The sequence below is a fragment of the Herbidospora sp. RD11066 genome (assembly GCF_054661255.1).
Window position 1 is genome coordinate 976,699 of record NZ_BAAGDO010000002.1, and the last position, 24,775, is coordinate 1,001,473.

Genomic DNA, 24,775 nt, shown 5'->3' on the forward strand with positions numbered 1-24,775 from the left:
GACTCGGGGCACCACCCCGGGTCGCGGGACGGGTGGCACCCCGTTCCGTCGCCCGGTCGTGTCACGGCCGAGAGCTCCGGGTGCGGCGTCCGCGGCACCTCATCGGGCAGCGGTCCCCGACCTGGCATCATGCGCGGCGGCGCGCGCCTTGCCTGACTTACCCCTCAGTCAGGAAGGTCACCATGTCACCTCGTCTCCGGCGATGGGCAACGCTGTTATCCGTGGCGGCCCTGGCGATCACGGGCACCGTGGTCGTCTCCGCCCCCGCCCAGGCCGTCGACATCCCCGCCGCCGACTACCAGCAGGTTCCGCTGGCCGTCGGCAGCGCGAAGCTCGGCGAGGCCATGTCCCTCGCCGTCCTCCCCAACAGGAACGTCGTGCACACCGCGCGTGACGGCTGGGTGCGGGTCACCACTCCGGCCGGCATCACCAAGAACGCGGGCAAGCTGAACGTCTACACCCACGACGAGGAAGGTCTCCAGGGGGTGGCGGCCGACCCTGAGTTCGCCACCAACCGGTGGATCTACCTCTTCTACTCCCCCCGCCTCGACACCCCCAACGGCGACGCCCCCAAGGACGGCACCGCCGAGCAGTTCGAGGCGTGGAAGGGTCACCTGAACCTGTCGCGGTTCACGCTCAACGCCGACGACACCCTCGACCTGGCCAGCGAGAAGGTGATCCTGGAGGTCCCGAACGACCGCGGCCAGTGCTGCCACGTCGGCGGTGACATCGACTTCGACGCCCAGGGCAACCTCTACCTGACCACGGGTGACGACACCAACCCGTTCGAGTCGGACGCGTACACCCCCATCGACGAGCGCACCACGCGCAACCCGCAGTTCGACGCGCAGCGCTCCTCGGGCAACACCAACGACCTGCGCGGCAAGGTGCTGCGCATCACGCCGCAGGCCGACGGGACGTACACGATCCCGAGCGGGAACCTGTTCGCCCCGGGCACCGCGAACACGCGGCCCGAGATCTACGCCATGGGGTTCCGCAACCCGTTCCGGATGAGCGTCGACAAGGCGACCGGCGTCGTCTACCTGGGCGACTACGGGCCGGACGCCGGTGGGCCGAGCGCCAGCCGCGGGCCCGCCGGGCAGGTGGAGTTCAACCGGATCACCACGCCGGGCAACTACGGCTGGCCCTACTGCACCGGGACGAACACGAGCAACGAGGTGTACAACGAGTACACCTTCCCGAGCGGTCCCTCGGGCTCCAAGTACGACTGCGCCGGCGGCCCGGCGAACAACTCGTTCCGGAACACCGGGCTGGCGACCCTGCCTCCGGCCGTGCCCGCGTGGATCAAGTACGGCTTCGAGGGCTCCCCGACCGAGTTCGGCGGTGGCTCCGAGTCGCCGATGGGCGGGCCCGTCTACCGCTACGACGCGGACCTCGAATCGAACGTCAAGTTCCCGCAGTCGCTCGACGGGCGGTTCTTCGCCGGTGAGCTCGGCCGCAAGTGGATCAAGGCCATCGAGGTCAAGGCCGACGGCACCCGCGGCGAGATCGCGCCCTTCCCGTGGACCGGCCAGCAGGTCATGGACATGGCCTTCGGTCCCGACGGCGCCCTCTACGTCCTCGACTACGGCAGCGGCGCCGGTGACCAGGCGATCTACCGCATCGACTACCTGGCCAACAGCAACCGCAGCCCGGTGGCCCGGATCGTGACCGACCGCATCTCCGGCGTCGAGCCACTGACGGTGCAGTTCACCGGCACCACCTCCTCCGACCCGGAGGGCAGCGCGCTCACCTACGCGTGGGACTTCGGCGACGGCGGCACCTCCACCGAGGCGAATCCGACGCACACGTTTGAAGACGAGGGCGTCTTCGACGTCGTGCTGACCGTGACCGACCCCGACGGCGCGACCGGCAGCACCAACATCACGATCCACTCGGGCAACACGCTGCCGGTGGTCACGCTGAAGTCGCCGATCGCGGGCGCCCTGTTCGACTTCGGCGACACGATCCCGTTCGAGATCGAGGTCACCGACCCCGAGGACGGCGACATCGACTGCTCCCGGGTCGAGCTCGACTACTCGCTGGGCCACGACCAGCACGCCCACCTGATCACCTCGCGGACGGGCTGCACCGGCACGATCGTGGTCCCGGCCGACGGCGAGCACGACGCGGCGGCCAACCTCTACGGCGTCTTCACCGCCCGCTACATCGACGAGGGCGGCCTGGAGAACACCCAGACGATCACCCTCCAGCCGAAGCACCGCCAGGCCGAGCACGCCGCGCAGATGCAGGGCGTGCAGATCACCACGCCGGGCGGATCGCAGGGCGGCCGGGCCACCGGCCACACCGACAACAACGACTGGATCATGTACGAGCCGTACGCGCTCGGCAACGCCACCAAGATCACCGTGCGCACCGCATCCGGCGGCGTGGGCGGCACGATCGAGGTGCGCGCGGGCTCCCCGACGGGCACCCTGCTCGGCTCGGTCGCCGCGCCGAAGACCGCGGGCTGGGACCAGTGGGTGGAGAACACCGGCGACCTGGCCAACGCCCCGGCCGGGACGACCAAGCTCTACCTGGTCTTCAAGGGCCCGAGCGGCGCCCTGTTCGACCTCGACTGGTTCGACTTCACCACGACCGGTGAGCTCGACGCCACCACGGTCGAGGGCGAGTCGTTCACCTCGACGCTGGGCGCCCAGGTCTCCTCGCACGCCCCGGCCAGCGGCGGCAAAGCGATCGGCTACACCGACCCGGGCGACTGGGCCGGCTACGCGCCGATCAACCTGACCGGCGCCACCACGTTCAACGCGCGGATCGCCTCCGGCGGCCCCGGCGGCACCCTGTCGATCCGGCACGGTTCGGCGACCGGCCCGCTCATGGGCACCATCACGGTCGCCAACACCGGCGGCTGGGAGAACTACATCGACCTGTCGACGCCGCTCACCAACGCCCCCACCGGGAACGGGCAGATCTTCCTGGTCTTCGACGGCCCGTCCGGGCGGGGCGCGCTGTTCGACGTCGACTACTTCACCGTCGTACGCGGCCCGGTGGAGCCGGAGCCGGAGGACAAGATCCTGGTGTTCTCCAAGACCGCCGGGTTCCGGCACGGCTCGATCGGCGTCGGCGTCCAGGCGCTCACCCAGATCGGCGCGGCCAACGGGTTCGAGGTCGTCAACTCCGAGGACGGCGGCGACTTCACCGCGGCGACCCTGTCGCAGTTCAAGGCGGTCGTCTTCCTCAGCACGACGGGTGACGTCCTGAACGACACCCAGCAGGCGGCCTTCGAGGAGTACGTCGACAACGGCGGCGGCTACGTGGGAATCCACGCCGCGGCCGACACCGAATACGGCTGGTCCTACTACGGCGGCCTGGTCGGCGCCTACTTCAAGGGTCACCCGGCCACCCAGCCCGCCAAGGTCGTCACCGAAGACCACGACCACCCGGCGACCGCGCACCTTCCGGCGGAGTGGACGCGTACCGACGAGTGGTACAACTACCGCACCAACCCGCGCGGCTCCGTGCACGTCCTGCAGACGCTCGACGAGAGCAGCTACACGGGCGGCGACATGGGCGCCGACCACCCGATCACCTGGTGCAAGACGCAGGGTGAGGGCCGGTCGTTCTACACCGGCCTGGGCCACACCGACCAGTCGTACAGTGAGCCGGCTTTCCGGCAGCTGCTGCTCGGCGGTGTCGAGTACGCCATGGGCCGCGAAGAGGCGAACTGCGCCGCCGACGCGACCGGGCCGACGGTCTCCGCCGTCACCACCCCGGCCGCTCCCGACGGCGCGAACGGCTGGTTCACCTCCAGCGTGACCGTGACGATCAGCGCCGACGACCCCTCGGGCGTGGAGAAGACGGAGTACCGCCTCGACGGCGGCGCGTGGACGACCTACACCGACCCGGTGAGCGTCCCGTCCGACGGCACCCACACCGTCGACTACCGCGCCACCGACACCGGCGGCAACACCACGACCGGGACGCTGCAGGTCAAGAAGGACGCCACGGCGCCCCTCACGACCGCGCAGTTCGCCCCGGCCAACGACGACGGCTGGCACAACGGCGGTGTCCCGGTCACCCTCACGGCGACCGACGCCACCTCTGGCGTCCAGAAGGTCGAATACTCGCTCGACGGGGGTGCGTGGACCTCGTACACCCAGCCGGTCGACGTCAGTGGAGAGGGCACGCACGACCTGCTCTACCGGGCCGCGGACAAGGCCGGGAACGCCGAGACGGTGAAGTCGGCCGTCATCAGGATCGACGGCAGCCGGCCGACGGTCCTGATCTCCGGCATCGCCGACGGCCAGATCTACGGCGACAGCCAGGACCTGCGCATCACGTGGCAGGCGGTCGACGCCACCTCCGGCGTGAAGACCCTGGTCGGTGAGCTCGACGGCACCGCGATCCAGTCGGGCCTCCTCCGTCCCCTGTACGAACTGGGTCTGCGCACCCACACCCTCAAGGTCACCGCGACGGACAAGGCGGGCAACCAGACCGTCGAGACCGTCGTCTTCGGTGTCACCACGTCCACCCGCGACATCGGCAACCTCATCGACCGCTTCACCGCGACCGGCCGCCTCACCCAGAGCCAGGCCGGAAAGCTCCACAAGGAGCTGACCAAGGCGAAGAAGGCCGAGGCCGACGGCGACGACGCCAAGACCGTCAAGGCGCTGACCGACTTCAAGGAGGAGGTCGCCGGCACCGCCACCGAGGCCGAGATCCGCGACGTCCTCACCCGCGACGCCGACGCCGTCATCGCCCGCCTGGGCGGCGCGGAGCCGGAACCGGGCGAGACCGCCTGCACCGCCACCTACCGGGTCACCCAGACCTGGAACGGCGGCTTCGGCGGCGAGGTCGCGGTCAAGAACACCGGCGGCAGGAAGCTCACCGGCTGGACCGTCACCTGGACCTGGCCGAACGAGCAGGTCGTCACCAAGCTCTGGAACGGCACCCACACCCAGACGGGTGCGGCCGTGACCGTGGGCAACGCCGCCTACAACGGCGCCCTGGCGGCGAACGCGCAGACGACCTTCGGGTTCAACGCGTCGTACCAGGTGCTCAACGCGACACCTGAGCCGACCTGCACGGCGGTCTAGAACACGGGCCCGGCCTCCCGACGGGAGGCCGGGCCTCTCACGTGCCCAGGTAGTGGAGCACCGCCAGGACGCGGCGGCTGTAACCGGTCGTGTGCGACAGGCCCAGCTTGTCGAACAGCGCGTTGACGTGCTTCTCCACCGCACTCTGCGAGACGTGCAGGGCCTGGCCGATCGACGCGTTGGTCAGGCCCTGCGCCATCAGCTCCAGCACCTCCCGCTCCCGGGCGGTCAGCCGGGTCAGCGGGTCGGCGTGGCTGGTGCGGGCCAGAAGCTGCCGCACCACCTCGGGGTCGAAGGCGGCGCCACCGGCGCCCACGCGTTCGAGGGCGTCGAGGAAGTCGCCCACCTGCGCCACCCGGTCTTTGAGCAGGTAGCCGACGCCCTCGACATCGGAGCTCATCAGCTCGGTGGCGTACTTCTTCTCGACGTACTGCGACAGCACCAGCACCTTCACCTCGGGCCAGCGCCGCCGGATCTCCAGGGCGGCGCGCAGTCCCTCGTCGGTGTGGGTGGGCGGCATGCGCACGTCGACCGTCACCACGTCGGGCCGGTCGGCGGCCACCGCCTCGATCAGGGCGGCGCCGTCGCCGACGGCGGCGAGGACCTCGTGGCCCTCCTCGGCCAGCAGCCGAACCAGCCCCTCGCGCAGCAGCGTCGAGTCTTCGGCCAGGATCACCCGCACGGCAGCTCCGCCGTGATCGTGGTCGGGCCGCCCGGCGGGCTGGTCACCGTGAACCGGCCGTCGAGGGCGGCCACCCTGCGGGCCAGCCCGGACAGGCCGCCGCCCGTGGTGTCCGCTCCCCCGATGCCGTCGTCCCGTACGCGCACGACGACCATCCTGTCGCATCGCCGCACCTCGACCGTGACCTCGCCCGCGCGGGCGTGTTTGGCCGCGTTGGTCACCGCCTCGCTGACGACGAAGTAGGACGCCGTCTCCACCGGCATCGGCGGACGGTCCGGCAGGTCGCAGACCACTTTCACCGGGACGCCCGCCCGCTCGGCCACCCCGGCGAGGGCGTCGGCCAGGCCGAGGGAGTCCAGCCCCGACGGGTAGACCCGCCAGGCCACCTCGCGCAGGTCGGCGAGCGCCTGCTGCGCCTGTTCGTGGGCGGCCTCCAGCAGTTCGGGGCGGCCTCTGCGGGCGCGGCCGATGAGCAGCGACAGCGCGACGAGCCGCTGCTGGAGACCGTCGTGCAGGTCGCGTTCGATCCGGCGCCGCTCGCCGTCGACGGCGGCCAGGGCTCCGGCCCGGCTCTCGGCCAGTTCGTCGATGCGGCGGCGCAGCGCCTCGGTCGGGTCGGGCGCGAGCAGCCGCAGGGCCAGCCGCCGTTCCAGCGCCCGTACGCCGACCAGGCCCGACAGGTCGAGGAACAGCAGCACGGATCCCGACACGAAGGCGTACACGAGCAGGCCGGGGTTCGGCGTCATGCCGTCGACCGGCAGCCCTCGCGACCATGTCCAGGCGATGGCGACGGCCGCCCCGGCGCCGAGGACGAGCAGGAAGACCACGAGCCCGCCGAGCACCCCGACCGGCACCCGGGCGGCCAGATAGCGCAGCTCCCGCCCCTCGGGGGCGAGCTCCGCCGGGTCGAGCCCCAGGCGGCGGGCCTCGAACGCGGCCAGCCGCCGGGCCGCCGCCCGCACGCCGGGACGGCCAGCGAACGGCGCCGCCCCGAGGAGGAAGACCAGGCCGAGCAGGGCGGTGACCGTACCGAGGAGCACCACCCCGAGCAGCCGCAGGCCCTCAGCGATCAGCCGCATGCCGTCCCTTGCGCCGCTCGATGACGCGGACGACGGCGAACACGAGCACGGCCAGCGCCACCACGGCCAGGACCACCTTCGATCCGACGCCCGCGTAGGTCTCGACCAGCGACCAGTTCTCCCCCAGGGCGTATCCGGCCAGCACGAAGATCGTGTTCCAGACGAGGCTGCCGAGCGTGGTGAGCAGGGTGAAGATGCCGAGCGGCATCCGCTCGACCCCGGCCGGGATCGAGATCAGGCTGCGGAAGATGGGGATCATGCGGCCGAAGAAGACCGTCTTGCGGCCGTGCCGGAGGAACCAGGCCTCGGTCCTGTCGATGTCGGAGAGCTTGAGGAGCGGGATCCGGGCGGCCAGCGCCAGCGTGCGGTCGCGGCCGAGCAGCGCGCCGATCCAGTAGAGGGCCAGCGCGCCGGCGACCGAACCCGCGGTGGTCCACAGCAGTACGTCCAGGAGACGCATCTCGCCCTGGGAGGCGGTGAAGCCCGCGAGCGGGAGGATCACCTCGCTGGGGAGGGGCGGGAAGAGGTTCTCCAGTGCGATCGCCAGCCCCGCGCCGGGCGCCCCGAGGCTCTCCATGAGTCCGATCAACCAATCTGTCATGGGGCCACACGCTACGAATCCTCAGGATAGGGGCGGAATGAGGCGCGTCCCCGGTTCGTCCCTGAGGTAAACCACAGGGCCGGAAAACGCGTTGCCCCATGGGGGCATCGACCGTAAGGTCTTGCGCCCGTGGTCACAGTCGTGGAGAAAGTCCTCCCCGCCCGGCTCGGGCGGGGGTTCCGGTGGTTGCTGGCGTCGAGCTGGCTGACGAATCTCGGCGACGGGATAGCCGCCGCGGCGGGCCCGCTGCTGGTCGCCTCGCTCACGAGCGACCCGCTCATGATCTCTCTGTCGGCGCTGGTGGCCTGGGCTCCCCCGCTGGTCTTCGGGCTGTACGCGGGCGTGCTGTCCGACCGCCACGACCGGCGCCGGATCGTCCTCGTCGCGAACGCTCTGAGAGCGCTGGTACTGACGGCGCTGATCGTGCTCACGGCGACCGGGACGGTGACCGTGGTGACGGCGCTGGCGCTGCTGGCGCTGCGGGCCGTCGCCGAGGTGTTCGCCGACAACGCGACGACCACGCTCACCCCGATGCTGGTCGGCCGCGACGACCTCGTCGTCGCCAACGCCCGCCTGGGCACCGGGTTCATCACGCTCAACCAGCTGGCCGGGCCGCCGGTCGGCGCCGCGCTGTTCGGGCTGGGGCTGGCCTGGCCGTTCGCCGGTCAGCTCCTCATGGTGGTGGCGGCGATCCTGCTGGTCACGCGCATCTCGCTGCCGCCGCGCACCGAACCCTCCGCCCCGCCGAACGCCTGGCGCGAACTCGTCGACGGGTTCCGGTGGACGTTGCGCCACCCGGCGGTCCGCACCCTGTCGCTCACCATCCTGATCTTCAACTTCATGTTCGGCGCCGCCTGGTCGGTGCTCGTGCTCTACACGCAGGAGCAACTCGGGCTCGGCGCCATCGGGTTCGGGCTGATGACCACGATCGGCGGCATCGGCGGCCTGATCGGCACGGGCCTGTACGGCGCCATCACCCGCCGGGTGAGCCTGGGCGCCCTGATGCGGATCGGGCTCGTCATCGAGACGCTCACCCATCTCGGCCTGGCCCTGACCCACTCGCCGTGGGTCGCGGGCGGCATCTTCCTGGTCTTCGGCGCGCACGCCTTCATCTGGGGCACGACCTCGGTGACCGTGCGCCAGCTCGCCGTCCCGGCCGAGCTGCAGGGCCGGGTCGGCAGCGTCAACACCGTCTGCGTGTACGCCGGTCTGGTCGTCGGCTCACTGATCGGCGGCGCCCTGGCCACGGGGTTCGGCGTCGCGGCGCCGTTCTGGTTCGCCTTCGCCGGTTCGGCGGTGTCGGTCGTCGTGCTGTGGCGGCAGCTCCTGCTCATCGCCCACGACGACTGAGCTACCCCAGGACCTTGAGCATGTCTCCGGCCAGCACACTCGCCGACGCGGGGTTCTGGCCGGTCAGCAGGTTGTGGTCGACCACCGTGTACGGCTTCCACGCCGGCCCCTTGGTGAAGTCGACGCCCAGCTTGACGAGCTCGTCCTCCAGCAGCCACTTGGCCATCGACGCGAGCCCGACCCCCTCTTCCTCCTCGTTGGTGAACGCGGTGACCTGGTAGCCGGCGAACGGCGACTCGCCCCTGATCCTGGTCGCCAGCATCGCGGCGGGCCCGTGGCAGACGATCGCGAGCGGCTTCCCGGACGCGAGCGCCGCCGTCAGCAGCCGCCCCGCGTCGGCGTCCTCGCACAGGTCCTCCATCGGACCGTGCCCGCCCGGCAGGTAGACCGCGTCGTAGTCCTCCAGCCGGGCCTCGGAGAGCCGGATCGGCCGCCGCAGCTCCTCGGCGCGCCGGATGGTCGCCTCCAGGTCGAGCGCCTCCTGCGCCCCGCCCGCCATGTCGGGCCGCAGGCTCATCATGTCGACGGTCGGGATCACCCCGCGAGGAGTGGCGACGACGATCTGATGACCCGCTTCGGTGAATATCCGGTAAGGGGCCGCGAACTCCTCGGCCCAGAATCCCGTGGCGTGCCGGGTGCCGTCTTTGAGCGTCCAGTACGCCGCCGCGGGCATCACGAAAAGCAACCTAGCCATGGGCGATACGCCCCCCGTCCGGTGTCGATTCGGCAGGCATAGGTCTTCTACCAGCCACTTTATCCCCGGGCGGGTGGTACGTCACGGGACCAGACCGGTCTCGTACGCGATGATGACCAGCTGCACCCGGTCGCGCGCGTCCAGTTTCACCAGCAGCCGGGTCACGTACGCCTTGACCGTCGCGGCGCCGATGAACAGCTCGGCCGCGATCTCCCCGTTCGACCGGCCGCGCCCGATCAGCGTGAGGACCTCGCGTTCGCGGTCGGTGATCCCCGTGAGGGCCTGCGGGACCGGCCGATCCCCCGTGAACGCGGCGATCAACCGGCGGGTCACCCCCGGCGCGATCAGCGCGTCTCCGGCGGCGACCACGCGGATGGCGGCCAGGATGTCGTCCAGGGCCATGTCCTTGACCAGGAACCCGGCGGCGCCCGCGCGCAGGGCGCCGTAGACGTTGGCGTCGTCGTCGAACGTCGTCAGCACCACCACCTGGGCGGACGCCGACGCCCGAGTGATCCGCCGGGTCGCCTCGATGCCGTCCATGCCGGGCATCCTGATGTCCATCACGACCACGTCGGGGGTGAGTTCGGCGGCCAGCCGCACCGCCTCGGCGCCGGTGCCGGCCTCACCGGCGACCTCCAGGCCGGGCGTGTCGGCGATCACCATGCGGAGCGCGGTCCTGATCAGGGGCTGGTCGTCGGCCAGCAGCACCCGTACGGTCACCGGGCCACCACCGGCAGCCGCGCGCTCACCCGGAAGCCACCCTCGGGCCGGGGGCCCGCGGTGAACTCGCCGTCGAGCAGGGTGGCCCGCTCCCGCATCCCGGCCAGGCCGAACCCCGGCACGATCGGGCCCCGGACGCCCCGCCCCGCGTCGAGGATCTCGACGGCCAGGTCGGCCTCCCGGTAGTCGACGGTCACCACGCACGCCCCGGTCGCGGCGTGCCGGGCGACGTTGGTGACGGCCTCCTGGATGATCCGGTACGCCGCCGCGTCGACCTCCGGCGGGAGCTCCCGCCGCCCGCCGAGCTCCCGGATCTCCACGCTCACCCCTGCCGTGCCGAGCCGGGGCAGGTCGGCCAGCCCGGCGGCGGGGGACGGATCGCCGTCGCGCAGGGCGATGAGCATGCGGCGCAGGCCCGCCAGCACGTCGCGCCCGGCCGTCTCGATCTCGCCGAGCGCCGCCGCCGCTTCGGCGGGCCGGGTCTCGATCACCCGCCGAGCCGCGCCCGCCTGGAAGGCGATCACCCCGATCGAGTGGGCGACCGTGTCGTGGAGCTCGCGGGAGATGCGCAGCCGTTCGTCGGTGACCGCCTGGGCGGTGGTCCAGGTGACGCGGTCTGCCGTGTGCTCGCGGGCCTGCCCGATCGCCCGGCCGAGCAGCCAGGCGATCACCGAGACCAGCACCAGCACGAAGGAGATCCGGAGCGCCGACAGCAGGCAGAGCACCTGCACGACCAGCGCGCTCCCGAGGGCGACCGAGGCGACGCGCAGCGAGGCGGTGGCGGCGATCCGGTAGAGGGCGAAGGCGACCACAACGAACTGGGTGAACGGCAGGGTCCCGACCGAGATGTAGCTCCCGAGCGGAAGGGTGACCAGCAGCACCCCCAGCCCCGGCAGCGGACTGCGGTCCAGCAGCAGCCCGCCCGCCACGACCAGCACGGTCGTGACCGCCAGGACGGCGAGATCCCGGGCGCTCACGGAGCCGCCCCGGGACAGGACGATGACGAGCACCCCCACCGCCCACGGAAGGGCCGTCCAGAGGCCCGCTCTCACCTGGTTCATGGTGCCGATCGTAGGTCGGGGGCGGCCTGCGGGGATCAGACCGTGGTCGTCCACCCCCTGTCCGATGTGTCCCAATGGGGGCGTTCGGCATCGTCCCCGGCATGAAGCGTCTCCTCCTTGTCCTCGTGGCCGTGGCGTTGCCGGTGAGCGGCCAGGGCGTGCCCGCGCCGCCGGGGACACCACTCGGGTTCGGCCCGGCTCACTACGCCCTGACCAGGCAGGCCATCGCCGAGGCCGCCCGGTTCGCGGCGGAGCGGGGGCACCTCACCCGGGCGGCGTCGCTGCGCGCGATGGCCGTACACGACCGGACCTTTCTGGCTTTCGACGGCGAGACGGCGGTCGAGCTGTTCGGCGGGCTCCCGGCGCGGACCGTCGCGGTCGTCGTGCCCGGCGCGGGCACCACGCTCGACGCCTACGGCCGTCTCCGGGGCGGCGCGATGCGGCTCCGGGCCGAGCTGGGCGAGGGGGCGGCGGTCGTCGCCTGGCTCGGCTACCCGACCCCTCGCCTGATCGGTCTCGGGTCGGTGACCACCGCCCGTGCCGACACGGCCGCTCCGCGTCTGCGCGCGTTCGTCACCCGGCTCGCCGCCGCGTATCCGCAGGTCAGGATCTCGCTGCTGTGCCACTCCTACGGCGCCGTCGTCTGCGCGCGGGCCGCGCCGGATCTCCCCGCCGACAACCTCGTCCTGTACGGCACCTCGAGCGTCCCCGCCTTCCGTTCCCCGGCGACGGTCTGGGCCGGGCGTGGCCGCCGCGACTGGATCGCCCACGTGCCGGCCGTCTTCGGTCCCGACCCGCTGGCCCCCGGTTCCGGCATCCGCCGGTTCGACGCCGGAGACGCCGGGCACGGCGACTACCTGCTGCTGGACGTCTCCCTGAAGGCCATCGCCGGGATCGTCGCCCATGCGTGACCGGGGCATCGACGCGCTGCGCGCGATCGCCATCGCGGGAGTGGTCTGCGGCCACTGGCTGGTCACCGCGCTCGTCGCCGACAGCGGCACGATCAGGGTGACGAGCCCGCTGAAACACCTGCCGGGTCTCGCCCCGGTGTCGTGGCTCCTCCAGACGATGGCGCTGTTCTTCCTGGTCGGCGGCATGGTCGCGGCCCAGAGCGCGACACCGGTACGGCTGCGGCTGGCCCGGTTGCTGCGCCCGCTGCCCGCGCTCGCCGGGGTCTGGGGTGGGGCGGTGGCCGTCATGCTGATGCTCGGGACCGACCCGGCGACGGTGGCGGCGCTGGCCAAGCTGGTGTGGGCGCCGCTCTGGTTCCTGCCCGTGTACGCCACCCTGATCGCGCTGACCCCGCTGGTGACGCGGCTGCATCCGGGCTGGCCGGTGGCGGTGGTGGCGCTGGTCGACCTGGCGCGGTTCGGGCTCGGCGCACCCGATTGGGTGGGCTGGATCAACGTCGGGGCGGCCTGGCTGGTGCCGTTCTGCGTCGGGCTGTCGTGGCGGCGGTTCAACGGGTGGGCGCTGCTGATCGGCGGGGTCGTGGCGACCGGTGTGCTGATCGGGGTCGGCGGGTATCCGGCCGCGATGGTCGGCGTGCCGGGTGCGGCCGTGTCGAACCAGTCGCCGCCCACGCTGGCGGCGGTGACGTTCGGGCTGGCGCAGGTCGGGGCGGCGTTGCTGCTGCTCGGGCCGCTGCGCGCGGCGATGCGGCGGCCGGTGCTGTGGGCCGGGGTGGCGGCGGTGAACCTGTCGGCGATGGGCGTGTACGTGTGGCACCAGACGGCGCTGATCGCGGTGACCGCGCTCGCGCTGCCCGCCGCGCCGCTGGCCGGGCTGCACACCGTGCCCGACCACCCCGGCTGGGTGGTGGTCCGGCTGGCGTGGTTGCCCGTGTTCGCGGTCGCCCTTGTATGTACACTTCGGGCATCGCGTTGACTCTCGTCGATGGCTCGGGCGTGCCGATGAACGTCCATGACATGAACGTTTTCGAAGGGGTTCGCCCCCTGGGCCGGTGAGCGGCCGTTCGGTCCGGATCCGGACCCCGAAGGATCTCCGTGGTCAGCGGCGCCGTCGCGCGCCGAACTGCCTCGACCACCTCTACGCCGCACCCCTGTGGCCGCTCCACCACGCCAACCTCGGCACGTTGCTCCGGACCTGCGACGCCGTCGGCGCCTGCCTGGCGGTGCCGAGGCTTCCCTGGGTGCCCGAGGCGCTGGCGCGGGGCAACACCCTGCGGCGGCGGACCTGCGTGCACTGGGTCCGCCCGCTTCCCTGGCTGGCCGAACAGCGGAAGGCGGGGGCGCGGGTGATCGGCGTCGAACTGGCCGAAGACGCGGTCAGGCTGGCCGACCTGCCCGCCGCCCGGCAGCCGACCGTCGCCGTGCTCGGCCACGAGCAGGAGGGCATCCCGCCGGAGGCGCTCGACCTGCTCGACGACGTCGTCGAGATCCCCATGATCGGCACGGGGGCCAGCCTGAACGTCGCGGTGGCCGGGTCGCTGGTGCTCTACAAGCTCGCCGGGATGATCTAGCGTGGCTTTGTCGGTGCCAAGATCTACTGTCTCGGCCATGACGAACCTTTGGGCCGAGATCACTGATCTGGTCGTCCGCAACCAGGTGACCACGTTGACCGACCGGCTGGTCGCGCTCTCCGATGCCGAGCGGGCCGAGATCGGCCCTCGCCTGCCCGGCCTGGTGAAGGAACTGCGGGGCCGCTTCGCCGCCAGGTATCCCTCCTGGGAGGTCGACTCCTGGCTCGACGACCGGACCAGGGCTCTCCTGCTGGTCGGCGTCGGCTGCATCGGCGGCCCGGCCGCGGCCGTGACCTGGGTGACCGGCCGTGAGGTGAACCGCCGGTGGGGCGGGTCCCTCGACGTCGCGCCGGTCGTCCGGGTGGCGGCCTCCCGTTCCGAAGAATGGCGTCGCGACATGTCGGTGCGGCTGGCGCGGCGCATCCGGCGTCCCGCCGACCGCATCGCCCCGCTGGCCGTGGCGCTGCTGCGCGACTCGGGCGCGACGCCGCCCGACCACGATCCGCTGGTGGCCGCCTGGCTGACCGCGCCGAGTGTGGCGGGCGACCCGCTGACGCCGCTGCTGCTGCCGCGCGTCTTCGACGCCGACGGCGCCGGACGCGTCCTTCGCGACGAGCAGCCGAACCCCCGGCCGACCCGCTGGCTGGCCGCGGCCTCGCGCGACCTGCCGAGAGAACGGGCACTCGACGGCTGCGTCAGCCGGTTCCTGAGGGGCGGCGATATCCAGGACCTGCGGTTCTTCGTGCGGCTGCACACGCTGCTCGCGCCCACTCCGGAGGAGTCGTCGTCGCGGTTACGCGACTACCTGCGGCTGCTCCCGTCGGCCCCCGGCACGGTCGCCGAGCTGGCCGCCGGACAGGTGCGCCAGGCGATGCCGCTCGACCCCTTCGACCTGGTGGAGGCGGTCGAGGCGCTGACGTTCCGGGCCGAGGCGAAGCTGGCCGTCACCGGCCTGCGCTGGCTCGACCAGTCGATCAGGTCCGCCCCGGAGACCGCCGCCGACCTCCTGACCGCGCTGACGACCGCCTACGCCCACACCTCGTTCGACGTGCGCACCCGCGCCGCCGACCTCACCCTGAAGCACGCCGACGCCTTCGCCGCCCACACCGACCCGATCCTCGACGCGCTCACCCATCTCGGCCCCGAACTGAGCGCGAAGGTGGCGGCACGGTTCGGCGGCGAGATCCCGCCCGTCGAACCGGAGGAGCAGAAGGAGTTCCCGCCGCTTCCCGACGTGCCCGAGGTGGGCCGTTTTCCGGAGCCCTCGCTCTCCCCCGACGACGAGGTGGGCTGGGTCCGCCGGGAGCGCTGGCTGGCGGCGTTCGTGGCCGGAGTCGCCGACGACCCGTCGAAGGTGCGGCGCGACCTGCGGCCGTGGGTGCGCCAGGAGCCGTCCTACTGGCGGGACGACGAGATCCGCACCGACCTCGACGAGTGGCGGGTCGTCCTGTCGGACGAAGTGGTGAACCCCGCCGGCCTTACCAGCCGGCTACCGGCCCCGGGTGCCGTCACGCCTCCGCACGCGTTCCTCCTCCACCGCCACTTCGAGCTGCTGACCGCGCTCCGCGCCGACGCGCTGCCTCCCGTGCTGCTGGCCACGCCGACCTGGCTCAACGGGCATCTCGACCCCGACGTGCTGGTCACCCGCCTGGAGACGTGCGCCGCCGCCGGTGTGGAGCCGCCGCCCGCCGACCTGGCCCAGGCCCTGATGCGGCTGCCCAGGGGCGGCCACCCGGGTGCCGCCGAGCGCGCCTCGGCGATCGATTCCGACGCCGCCCGCGCGGTGGCGCGATGGTTGACGGGTGGCGGTCTGGCCGACCCGGAGATCGTCCTCGGCTGGACCCGGGGCGACGACGGCCGATGGGTCGCGCTCGGCGACGACGAGACGGTGGAACCCACGAGGGTGCGGCTCAAGCCGGTGCTGCGGGCAGAGCCCACCGGCCATCCGCTGATCGACGAGACCCTGATGGGCCGGCCGCGCGAACGCACCTGCTCCGCCGATTCGCTGGAGACGTGGGCGGCGATGACCCCCTCCCACCGGGAGGTCGCCGCCGTCCACTCCCTCCCGCAGCTGCTGCGCAGCCACTGGAACCGCGCGCGGCAGGCCAATGAGCTGGCGGGGCTGGTCATGGCCGACGGGCCGCTGGGCGAGGCCACCGCGACGATGCTCGGCGTGCTGCTGGCGGAGAACGTCCACCCCGACGTGGTCCCGATGATGCTGCGGCTGGCCGCGAAGGGGGAACTGGCCGCCGAGTCGATCGGACGCCAGATGGCCCTGGCGATCGGCCGCACCTCCTGGCTGGAGATCCGCCCCGCCGTCGCGGCCCTCACCGAACTGGCCGAGGCGGGGGCGCACCACGAGGTGTGGCGGATCGTGCGGGCCATGCTGCCGGGACTGCTGCCCCGCGAGGGGCAGCGCGTCACCGTCTCCCAGACCGAACTCGTCGCCTTCGCCACCGACGTCGCCCGGTGGACGGGCGCGCGGGAGGAGATCCCGGCGATCGCGGAGTTGGCGAGGAGCCGCCGCAAGGCCCGCCTCATCCACGAGTGCCGGCGCCTGCACGCCCAGCTCACGGGGCAGGTCTGATCAGGTCACCCCCAGCCGTTCGGCCACCAGGCAGGCCAGGGCCACATCGCAGGCCGCCACTCCCTGGACGACGGCCAGCACCCGGTCGTCGTCGCTCACCCGGCCCTTCGCCTGGCCGGTGATCACCGCCGGGAGGTCGGCCGTCAGGCGGTCGGCCAGGTCGGCCCTGGTCAGGCCCGTGCGCAGCCAGCCGGCGACCGAACCGACCTCCTGGGCGTAGGCGAGTTCGTCCACGAACAACTGGTCGGCGGACGACAGGGTCTCGGCGGCGATCTCGGGACCGCCGCCGAGGCCGATGACCGTGCCGCCCAGGGCCAGGTGGCGGGCGTGGACGATCGGTTCGATGGCGCTCGTGATCGAGATGATCACGTCGGAGCCGGGGGCGGCCTCGTCGAGGGAGGTGGAGAACGTACCGCCGAAAGGGGTGGCCAGGGCCGCCGCGGATTCCGCGCGGCGGGCGACGACGCGCAGTTCCATGCCGGGGAAGGCCGCCGCGAAGGCGGCGGGCACCAGTTCGGCGATGCGGCCCGCCCCCACCAGCGTGAGCACGCGGCTGTCCGGGCGGGCGAGCAGGCGGGCGGCGACGACGGCCGAGGCGGCGGTGCGCAGGCGGTGCAGCCAGGCTTCGGCCACCCCGACCAGAGGACGGCCCGACGCCGACTCCAGCACGAGGCACCAGCCGTTGCGGCCTCCGGTGTGCGTGGGGAGCACGCGGATGCCCGCCACGCCGTAGCGGTCGAGGATCGCCGCCTTGAGCGCGAACCCCCGGGTGTCGTCGCCGAGCCGGGTGACCTCCGGATCGGACAGGGCCAGACGGCCGGCGCCCAGGTCGGCATAGGTCTGTTCGACGACATTCAGGGCGTCGTCGACCGTGACCACCGAGCGGGCCTGCTCATCGCTGACCAGCGGGAGCGTGTTCATGGCCGGACGATCGCCACGCACAGGCCGCCGCCGTCGGCCGCCTGGTGCAGCGAGCCCGCCGTCACGAACATGCGGCCGTCGCCCAGCACCGAACCCGCCGTTCCGCTGAGCACCGCCCGCACGTGCTTGTCCGGATCGAGATGGCTGGTCAGGACCGTGATCCGGTTCCCGCGCAGGGTGCCGTCGTGGCGGTGCCCGCCCTTGACCAGCAGCGCCGCGACCCGGGAGGGGTCGGCGACCACGCCATCGTCGGTGAAGGTCGCGCCCGCCTCCCGCAGCACGCGGCGCACACCCGGCGCGTCGAGCATGTCGGCGATCGGACCGGTGGCCACCCGCAGCCCCTCACCCGAGCCGCCCAGCACCAGGACCTCGACGAACGTCGCCTCGGAACTGGAGAAGACCATCGTGCGGGAGGAGTACAGCCCGAGATCCCGGCCGAAGGCCTCGGGCACCACCCGCTCCCGCTCCACGTCGCCGAGGGCCAGCGCGGAACCCAGCGCGCCGACCGCCTTGGCGTAGGCGGAGGTGATCCCGCCGAGCGGCGTCTTCACCACGACCAGCGCGACGTCGCCGGCGGTCAGCCCGGCGTCGGCGATCGCCTCCGCCACGGTCCGTTCCACCGTGGCGGCGTGCGCGAGGGTCCCCAGGTCATGGGCCTGGACGACCCCACTGCGCGCCACCCCGACCGACAGCCCCTCCCGGGGGCCGACGTCGGCGATGAAGTAGCCGAACGGGGTGATCGCGCCCTCCGAACCCGTGGAGTGCAGGAACACCGTGCGCTCGGCCAGGTCTTCGCCGCCGTGCGCGACGACGGCCTCGCGGGCCCGGTAGGTGGCGTGTTCGCGGGAGAAGTCGTTGCGGTCGGCGCTGCCCTCGACCTTCACCAGCAGCGCCAGCCGCCGGATCTCCTCGGGGGGATGGGCCTTCAGCAGGGCGATCAGGCCTTCGGTGTCGCCAGGACCCGACGTGTCGAACGCCTCGACCGTGACAGTCATGCGGTGGAGCCTCTTTTCGGGTACGCCGCCCCGTAGGACCGGGCGACGGAGAGCAGAAGACGGTCGGCCCCGAACGGGCCGACGAGCTGGAAACCGATCGGCATCCCCTGCGAGGGGCCGGGGACGCTGATCGCGGGCAGCCCGGTGGCGTTGGCGACACCGGTGAACACCCGCTGGTACGGGGGCGCGAGCTCCTCCGCCCGCCACGGCATGGCGCCCGCGACGGGGGTGAGCAGCAGGTCGGCGCCCTGGAAGAAGGTGGCGAGCTGGGCGTAGTTCGCGCGGAAGGCGTCCAGCGCCGCGACGTAGTCGACCGCGGAAAGGGACTCGCCGTGGGCGACCATCGGGGGGTAGATGTCGCCGACGAGCTCTTCCCAGCCGGGGTGCTCCCTGAGCATCCAGGCCAGCCCGGCGGTACCGATCGTCCGCCAGTGCTCGTCGAACGCCGCGAAGTCGAAGGGCGGCGGCCCTTCCTCGACGTGATGCCCCATCAGCGCGAACCGTTCGGCGACCTCCGCGACGGACGCGGCGATCTCGGGTTCGACGGGATAGTCCCCGAATTGGGGCGTGTACCGAATCCGCAGCGGCCTATCGGATGAATCCAGGTCCGGGAAAGCGGCCAGTGAGCGCCGGTCGCGGAGGTCGGGACCTTCCAGTGCCGTCAGCAGCATCGCCACGTCTTCCACGGTCTGGCCGATGGGGGCGATGACCTCGAAGTCGTGGAGGATCGTGGGGAGGCCGTCGAGACGGGGGATGCGGCCGACCGTCGGCTTCAGGCCGATCAGGCCGCAGTAGCTCGCGGGCCAGCGGATCGACCCTCCGCCGTCGGTGCCCAGGGCGATCCGGCCGATGCCCGCCGCCACCGCCGCCGCGCCGCCGCCTGTGGAAGCGCCGGTGGTCAGAGCAGGGTCGTGAGGGTTGCGGGTCGTGCCGTGGAGCAACGTCGAGACGTTGCCCAGGCCCAGGGTGAATTCCGAGACGTTGGTCTTGCCGAGGATCACGTAGCCCTGGGCGCGGAGACGGGCCACGGCGAGTTCGTCGCTCGCCGCGATCCGGCCCTCGAAGACGCGGCTGCCCCACTCGCAGGGCAGCCCCGCCACGGGGATGTTGTCCTTGATGGTGATCAGCGTTCCGTCGCCCGGGCCGAGGAGCGCGCCGCGAGCCCGCCGCTCGTCGCTGGCCTCGGCCTGGATGAGGGCCTCGGCGAAGGACTCGTGGGAGAAGACGTTGAGGTCCCGGACCGAGGCGGCCACCTGGATGGCCGCCTCGACCGCCTCGACGGCACTCGTCATCGGGAGGGCCCCAGGGCCCAGTACAGGACCACCGGCTCGGGGGTGAAAGTCAGGTTCGTCACGCTCTCGGCGCTCACCATGGTGCGGCCGGTGATGGCGATCGGCAGGAAGGCGGCGTCCTCGGCGACGACCTGCTGGATCTTCTGGTAGGCCGCGTCGCGGTCGGGGCCGGGGGCGGCCATCGCGAACTCGCCCTGGAGCTTGTCGACCTCGGGCAGCTTGCTGCGGCCGAAGTTGACCACGCCGCCCGAGACGCTCCACAGCTTGACGGGGGTCTTGGCGTCCTCGACGTAGGTGGTCAGGGAGAACAGGACCATGCCGTCGGTGGGCGCGCCGTCGGTCTTGGCGGTGGCCCGGCCGATGATGGCGTTGAACATGGCGGCGGAGGTCTGCGGCTCCAGCGTGACGTCGATGCCCAGCGGCTTCAGGGCATCTTTGACCAGTTGGGCGGTGGTCGCGTAGGTGGGGTCTTCGCTCGGATAGCGCAGCTTGGTGGTGATCTTCGGGTTCCCGGCCTGGGCCATCAGCGTGGTCGCCTGGGCCGAGTCGCCGTACGCCGACCACGACGGCGAGTAGCCCGGCGCGGCCTTGGCGACATAGGAGGCGGCGCGTTCGGCCTGGCCGAAGTAGACGTCGGAGATCACCTTGTCGTAGGGCAGCGCGTTGGCGACCGCCCGGCGCACGAGTGGGTCGGCGAACGGGCCGACGTCGCTGGCCATCTGGAGGTAGAGGTAGGCGGAGGTGTCGGCGTGCGCGACCCGGAACCCGGCGGTCTTCAGCGCGCTGGTGTCGCGGGGCGACAGGCCGTAGAGCGCCACGTTGACGCTCTTGCCGCGCAGCAGCGCCGGAACGTTCCCGTCGTTGACGACGCGCGCGGTGACGGCGGCGAACTTGGGGGCGTTGAGCACCGCGCCGGGCACGGCGGCCAGGTCGATCGACTGCCCGGCCTGGCGTGACTTGACGTAGTAGGGGCCGCTTCCGGCGACGTTGGCCTTCAGCCACTCCTTGGCGATCGGGTCGTCGGCCGTGGCGTGCTGCTGGGCGACGGCGCTGTCGATGACGCCGTACCAGCAGGTGCGCAGGGTCGCGATGTTGACCTCGCTCGCCTTGACCGGCTTGCCCGCCGCGTCGGTGTACTTGATGACGACGTGGGTGTCGTCGGGGGCGGTGATCTGCTCGGGCTTGAACACGCCGCTGTTGTTCAGCTCGACCGCGCCGTTGACCTGGAGGGCGCGCTGGAGCGACCAGACGACGTCCTTGCTGGTCAGGGTGTTGCCCGACGGGTGGAACTTGATGTCGGTGCGCAGGGTGAAGGTGACCGTGTCGTCGGCGACGTCCCAGGAGGAGGCGACGCCGGGGACGGAGGTCAGGCCCTGGCTGGTCGCGTGGTCGCCTTCCGCATCGAGCTGGTAGCCCACCAGGTTCTGGTAGACGTTCATCGCCAGCTCTTTGTCCTGGTCGGTCCGCGCGTCACCGGGGTCCATCGTGCTGACGTCGCTGGGCCAGGCGGCCACGAGCGCGGCCGGGGCCGCGGCGGGAGCGGAGGTGGTGCCGTTCTGCGTGGCGGAGCAGGCGGCCAGGGCCGGCGCCGCGGCGAGAACCATCGCCATCAGTGCCAGACGCAGGGTCCGGGGGGTGTCCTTGCTCATCGCTTCGTTCCTTCTCGTACGTGGATCGCATGGGTCACGGGGCACGCGGCGGTGTGCGCCGGGCCGAACGGGAGGAGGTCGGGCCTGGTGGCCGCGCAGTCCGCCACGGCGAGCGGGCAGCGCGGCTCCATCGGGCAGCCGGCGGGGATGTGGAAGGGACCGGGGTTCTCGCCGCTCAGCCGTACCGCGCGGACATGGCCGCGGTAGGCCGCCACGGGGGCGGCGTCGATGAGCGCGCGGGTATAGGGGTGGGCGGGCCGGTCGAGCACGTCGTCGGCGGTGCCCGACTCGATCACCCGGCCCAGGTACATGACGTCGACCCGGTGGGCGACGCGGCGCACGGCGTGCAGGTCGTGGGAGATCAGCAGGTAGGCGACCCGGGTCTCCTTCTGGAGCCGGGCGAGCAGGTCGAGCACGACACCTCGGGTGGAGGCGTCGAGCGAGGCGGTGGGTTCGTCCAGGATGATCACCTTGGGCTCGACGGCGAGCGCGCGGGCGATCCCGATGCGCTGCCGCTGCCCTCCGGACAGCGCGGCGGGCAGCCGGTCGAGCACGACGGGATCGAGTTCCACCGCGTCGAGCAGCTCTCGGATCCTGGTGTCGCGCTGGGCCGCGGGCATCCCGAGGTGCAGTTTCAGGGGTTCTTCGAGGATCGACCGCACCCGCTGGCGCGGGTCGAGCGACGACCGGGGGTCCTGGAAGACCATCTGCACGTCCCGGAACAGATCCTTCCTTCTCTTGTACGACTCCACGGACCGCCCGCCGATCTCGACGGTGCCCGCGCTCGGTTCGACGAGCCGCAGGATCGACCGGGCCAGCGTCGACTTGCCCGACCCGCTCTCCCCGACGACCGCCAGGGTCTCGCCCGCGTCGACCGACAGGGACACGTCGTCGACCGCCCGGAGCACGCCCTTGCCCCGGGCTGTGAACTCGGTGCGCAGGCCCGCCACCTTGAGGACCGGGGTCATGACGCCTCCAGCAGCAGCCGCGAATACGGGTCGGCGGGGGCGCGGAAGAACGTCTCGGTGGTGGCGCGTTCGACCACCCGGCCGTTCCGCATGACGACCACGTGGTCGCAGCTCTCGCCGACCACGCCCAGGTCGTGGGTGACCAGGACGGTGGTCAGGCCCTCGGCCCGGGTGAGGTCCACGACGAGTTCCATGACGTCGGCCTGGGTGGTGACGTCCAGACCGGTGGTGGGCTCGTCGAGCAGGAGCAGCCGGGGCTTGCAGATGAGCGCCATCGCGATCATCGCCCGCTGCGCCATGCCGCCGGAGAACTGGTGCGGATACTGCGCCATGCGGCGGCGCGGGTCGGGGATGAGCACCCGCCGGAGGGTCTCCTCGACGAGCGCCTCAGCCCCTTTTCTGCGAAGGCCGTGGTGGAGCCGGGCGACGTCGGTGAGCTGGCGGCCCACGGTGAGCACCGGGTTGAGGGCGGCGCGGGCGTCCTGGAAGACCATGGCGATCTGGCTTCCGCGCAGCTTCCGGTAGTCCTCCTCGCCGAGGCCGAGCAGTTCGCGGCCCTCGAACCGGACCGAACCCTCGACGCGAAGGCCGGGGGGCAGCAGGCCGAGCACGGTCAGGGAGGTGAGCGACTTGCCGCTGCCGGTCTCGCCAACGATCGCGGTGATGCCGCCGCGCGGCACCGCGAAGCTCACGTCGTACAGGACCTGATTGTCGCCGAAGCGGCCGGAGAGCCCTTCGACGGTGAGGAGGGGGCTCATCGGTGGTCCCGTTCGATCAGGCCGTCGCCGAGCAGGTAGAAGGCGGCCGACAGCAGGAGGATGCCGATTCCGGGGAACAGGGAGATCCAGTAGGCGTCCGGGGCGTCGCGGCCGGCCGCGATCATCGAGCCCCATTCGGGGCTGCCCGGTTCGATGCCGACGCCGATGAAGCCCAGGCTGGAGACCACGATCGCGACCCAGGCCGCGTTGATGGCGGCGTAGGAGACCAGCGGGGTCAGGCTGTTGGGCACCAGGTGCCGGGTCAGCACCCTCGGCCCGGTGTTCCCGGCGAGGATGGCGGCGTCGGCGTATTCAAGGCGTTTGCGGCTCATCACCTCGGCCCGCAGCAGCCGCAGGTAACCGGGCAGGCCGACGAACGCGACCACCACGATCACGTTGAGCAGCCCCGACCCGAGCGTGGTGACCAGCAGCATCGCCAGCAGCAGCGCCGGGAACGACTGGAGCACCTCCGTCACCCGCATGATCACCGCGTCGGCCCAGCCGCCCCAGTATCCGGCGATCGCGCCGAGCAGCCCGCCGACGGCGAACGCGATGGCCACGGCCACCACGGTCAGCCACACGTCGGTCGCGGTGGCGGCGACCGTCTTGGAGAACACGTCGCTGCCGGCGTGGTCGGTGCCGAACCAGTGGACGCCCGACGGCGGCAGGAACGGCGCGCCCGCGCCGCTGGCCTCCGGGTCGAAAGGGGTCCAGATCTGGCCGATGACCGCCACGGCCAGCAGAGCGGTCATGAGCCCGAGGCCCAGCCTGCGCGGGTTCATGAGCGGATCCTCGGGTCGGCGAAGGAGTAGGCCAGGTCGACCAGGGCGTAGAGGACGACGTAGACGACCGCCGCGTAGAGCACGAAGCCCTGGAGCGCGGGGAAGTCCGACTGCTGGACGGCGGTGAGGGCGTACTGGCCGATGCCCGGCCAGCCGAACACGCTCTCGACGAGCACCGCGCCGGTGAACGCGAAGGCGACTCCGTTGGCGACCATCGTGATCACCGGCAGCAGCGCGTTCCTGAGGGCGTAGCGGGCGTTGATGACGCCCCGCCCGAACCCGTAGGCGGCGGCGGTGCGCACGTAGTCGCTGCGCAGCGCCTCCACCATGCCCGACCTGGCCACCCGCGTGATCGGCGCGAAGATGCCGCACGCGAGCACGAACCCCGGCAGCACCAGCTGCAGGAGGGCCAGCCGGGCCGTCTCGAACTGCCCGGACAGCAGTGCGTCGAGGACGTACGACCCGGTGATCCCTTCGGGCGGCGCGACCCCTGCGGGCAGCCGCCCGAGCGGGCCGGGCAGCCAGCCGAGGTTGACGAAGAAGAGCGACAGCAGCATGAGGCCGAGCCAGAACTGCGGCATGGCCAGCGCGGCGACCGTGAAGGCGCGGATCGTGTGGTCGGTCAGTCTCCCCCGGCGGACCGCCGAGAGCACCCCGAGCCCCGTGCCCGCGAGCACCCCGACGATCAGCGCGGGCACCGCCAGCTCCAGCGTGGCCGGGAACCGCCCCATGAGGTCGGCGGTCACCGCCTGGCCGGTGCCGAAGGAGACCCCGAGGTCGCCTCTGAGCAGGTCACCCAGGTAGATGAGGTACTGCTGGAACACCGACCCGTCGAGCCCGAGGTCGGCCCGGACGGCCGCCATGGTCTCGGGGCTGGCGCCCGGCGGCACGAGCAGCGCGATGGGGTCGGGGGCGACCACCCGCGCCACGACGAAGGTGAAGGTGACGACGCCCCACACGACGAGCAGCGCCCCGCCCAGCTTGCGCAGGACCAGCCAGACCGGCCCCGGCACCCTGAGCCGGACGGCGATGTCGGCAGCGACCACGACACCTCCTTTCCATTAATTTCCGTGTGACGGAAACGACGTTTCCATCAG

At 72.1% G+C, this 24,775-nt stretch carries 20 protein-coding genes; 6 read left to right on the top strand and 14 right to left on the bottom strand.

Annotation, left to right across the window (positions count from 1 at the left end):
• Nucleotides 1-221 precede the first annotated feature (221 nt).
• Nucleotides 222-5,057 carry a ThuA domain-containing protein gene (locus tag ACYQ78_RS10220; RefSeq protein WP_459800514.1) on the top strand — a complete coding sequence of 1,612 codons (4,836 nt, stop codon included), beginning with the start codon at nucleotides 222-224 and terminating at the stop codon, nucleotides 5,055-5,057.
• Nucleotides 5,058-5,094: 37 nt separating this feature from the next.
• On the opposite strand, the gene ACYQ78_RS10225 is transcribed toward ACYQ78_RS10220, so the two are convergent.
• Genes ACYQ78_RS10225 through ACYQ78_RS10235 form a run of 3 tightly spaced genes read right to left on the bottom strand, consistent with a single transcriptional unit; the run spans nucleotide 5,095 to nucleotide 7,419 of the window.
• A complete protein-coding gene (locus ACYQ78_RS10225; protein ID WP_459800515.1) occupies nucleotides 5,095-5,739 on the bottom strand; it encodes a response regulator in 645 nt (214 codons plus the stop codon).
• Entirely contained in the window at nucleotides 5,730-6,818 is a 1,089-nt protein-coding gene (locus ACYQ78_RS10230; RefSeq protein ID WP_459800516.1) for a sensor histidine kinase, read from the bottom strand. The genes ACYQ78_RS10225 and ACYQ78_RS10230 overlap by 10 nt, the downstream gene beginning before the upstream one ends.
• On the bottom strand, nucleotides 6,802-7,419 hold the full coding sequence (locus ACYQ78_RS10235; protein ID WP_459800517.1) for a DedA family protein: 618 nt from the start codon (nucleotides 7,417-7,419) through the stop codon (nucleotides 6,802-6,804). The genes ACYQ78_RS10230 and ACYQ78_RS10235 overlap by 17 nt, the downstream gene beginning before the upstream one ends.
• 129 nt (nucleotides 7,420-7,548) lie before the next feature.
• On the opposite strand from ACYQ78_RS10235, the gene ACYQ78_RS10240 reads away from it, so the two are divergent.
• Nucleotides 7,549-8,769 carry an MFS transporter gene (locus tag ACYQ78_RS10240; RefSeq protein ID WP_459800518.1) on the top strand — a complete coding sequence of 407 codons (1,221 nt, stop codon included), beginning with the start codon at nucleotides 7,549-7,551 and terminating at the stop codon, nucleotides 8,767-8,769.
• 1 nt (nucleotide 8,770) lies between these two features.
• Here ACYQ78_RS10240 and ACYQ78_RS10245 read toward each other — a convergent pair whose 3' ends face one another.
• The 3 genes from ACYQ78_RS10245 to ACYQ78_RS10255 form a co-directional block, all read right to left on the bottom strand.
• The gene (locus ACYQ78_RS10245; RefSeq protein WP_459800519.1) at nucleotides 8,771-9,463 is read right to left on the bottom strand and encodes a type 1 glutamine amidotransferase domain-containing protein; all 693 of its coding nucleotides are present in this window, start codon (nucleotides 9,461-9,463) and stop codon (nucleotides 8,771-8,773) included.
• Nucleotides 9,464-9,544: 81 nt separating this feature from the next.
• The gene (locus ACYQ78_RS10250) at nucleotides 9,545-10,183 is read right to left on the bottom strand and encodes a response regulator (protein WP_459800520.1); all 639 of its coding nucleotides are present in this window, start codon (nucleotides 10,181-10,183) and stop codon (nucleotides 9,545-9,547) included.
• Nucleotides 10,180-11,244, bottom strand: a complete 1,065-nt coding sequence (locus tag ACYQ78_RS10255; RefSeq protein ID WP_459800521.1) for a sensor histidine kinase — start codon at nucleotides 11,242-11,244, stop codon at nucleotides 10,180-10,182. Before ACYQ78_RS10255 ends, ACYQ78_RS10250 begins: the two co-directional genes overlap by 4 nt.
• A 101-nt stretch (nucleotides 11,245-11,345) precedes the next feature.
• Here ACYQ78_RS10255 and ACYQ78_RS10260 point away from each other — a divergent pair, with 101 nt between their 5' ends.
• From ACYQ78_RS10260 to ACYQ78_RS10275, 4 genes are all read left to right on the top strand, one after another.
• Nucleotides 11,346-12,155 (top strand): alpha/beta hydrolase, encoded by an 810-nt coding sequence (locus ACYQ78_RS10260; RefSeq protein ID WP_459800522.1) that lies wholly within the window; start codon nucleotides 11,346-11,348, stop codon nucleotides 12,153-12,155.
• Complete coding sequence (locus ACYQ78_RS10265; protein ID WP_459800523.1) at nucleotides 12,148-13,131, top strand: acyltransferase family protein; 984 nt, start codon at nucleotides 12,148-12,150, stop codon at nucleotides 13,129-13,131. Before ACYQ78_RS10260 ends, ACYQ78_RS10265 begins: the two co-directional genes overlap by 8 nt.
• 76 nt (nucleotides 13,132-13,207) lie before the next feature.
• Nucleotides 13,208-13,726 (top strand): TrmH family RNA methyltransferase, encoded by a 519-nt coding sequence (locus tag ACYQ78_RS10270; RefSeq protein ID WP_459800524.1) that lies wholly within the window; start codon nucleotides 13,208-13,210, stop codon nucleotides 13,724-13,726.
• Nucleotides 13,727-13,763: 37 nt separating this feature from the next.
• Entirely contained in the window at nucleotides 13,764-16,313 is a 2,550-nt protein-coding gene (locus ACYQ78_RS10275; protein WP_459800525.1) for a hypothetical protein, read from the top strand.
• Here ACYQ78_RS10275 and ACYQ78_RS10280 read toward each other — a convergent pair whose 3' ends face one another.
• The 8 genes from ACYQ78_RS10280 to ACYQ78_RS10315 are packed head-to-tail and all read right to left on the bottom strand — an operon-like array spanning nucleotide 16,314 to nucleotide 24,724.
• Nucleotides 16,314-17,234 carry a hypothetical protein gene (locus ACYQ78_RS10280; protein WP_459800526.1) on the bottom strand — a complete coding sequence of 307 codons (921 nt, stop codon included), beginning with the start codon at nucleotides 17,232-17,234 and terminating at the stop codon, nucleotides 16,314-16,316. It lies immediately after the preceding gene.
• Nucleotides 17,231-18,229 carry a ring-opening amidohydrolase gene (locus ACYQ78_RS10285; protein ID WP_459800527.1) on the bottom strand — a complete coding sequence of 333 codons (999 nt, stop codon included), beginning with the start codon at nucleotides 18,227-18,229 and terminating at the stop codon, nucleotides 17,231-17,233. The genes ACYQ78_RS10280 and ACYQ78_RS10285 overlap by 4 nt, the downstream gene beginning before the upstream one ends.
• The gene (locus ACYQ78_RS10290; RefSeq protein ID WP_459800528.1) at nucleotides 18,226-19,521 is read right to left on the bottom strand and encodes an amidase; all 1,296 of its coding nucleotides are present in this window, start codon (nucleotides 19,519-19,521) and stop codon (nucleotides 18,226-18,228) included. Before ACYQ78_RS10290 ends, ACYQ78_RS10285 begins: the two co-directional genes overlap by 4 nt.
• Nucleotides 19,518-21,170, bottom strand: a complete 1,653-nt coding sequence (locus tag ACYQ78_RS10295; RefSeq protein WP_459800529.1) for an ABC transporter substrate-binding protein — start codon at nucleotides 21,168-21,170, stop codon at nucleotides 19,518-19,520. Before ACYQ78_RS10295 ends, ACYQ78_RS10290 begins: the two co-directional genes overlap by 4 nt.
• Nucleotides 21,167-22,138, bottom strand: a complete 972-nt coding sequence (locus ACYQ78_RS10300; protein WP_459800530.1) for an oligopeptide/dipeptide ABC transporter ATP-binding protein — start codon at nucleotides 22,136-22,138, stop codon at nucleotides 21,167-21,169. The genes ACYQ78_RS10295 and ACYQ78_RS10300 overlap by 4 nt, the downstream gene beginning before the upstream one ends.
• Nucleotides 22,135-22,896, bottom strand: coding sequence for an ABC transporter ATP-binding protein (locus ACYQ78_RS10305; RefSeq protein WP_459800531.1), 762 nt, complete (start codon nucleotides 22,894-22,896; stop codon nucleotides 22,135-22,137). Before ACYQ78_RS10305 ends, ACYQ78_RS10300 begins: the two co-directional genes overlap by 4 nt.
• Nucleotides 22,893-23,678 (bottom strand): ABC transporter permease, encoded by a 786-nt coding sequence (locus tag ACYQ78_RS10310; protein ID WP_459800532.1) that lies wholly within the window; start codon nucleotides 23,676-23,678, stop codon nucleotides 22,893-22,895. Before ACYQ78_RS10310 ends, ACYQ78_RS10305 begins: the two co-directional genes overlap by 4 nt.
• Nucleotides 23,675-24,724, bottom strand: coding sequence for an ABC transporter permease (locus tag ACYQ78_RS10315; protein ID WP_459800533.1), 1,050 nt, complete (start codon nucleotides 24,722-24,724; stop codon nucleotides 23,675-23,677). The genes ACYQ78_RS10310 and ACYQ78_RS10315 overlap by 4 nt, the downstream gene beginning before the upstream one ends.
• Nucleotides 24,725-24,775: the final 51 nt, after the last annotated feature.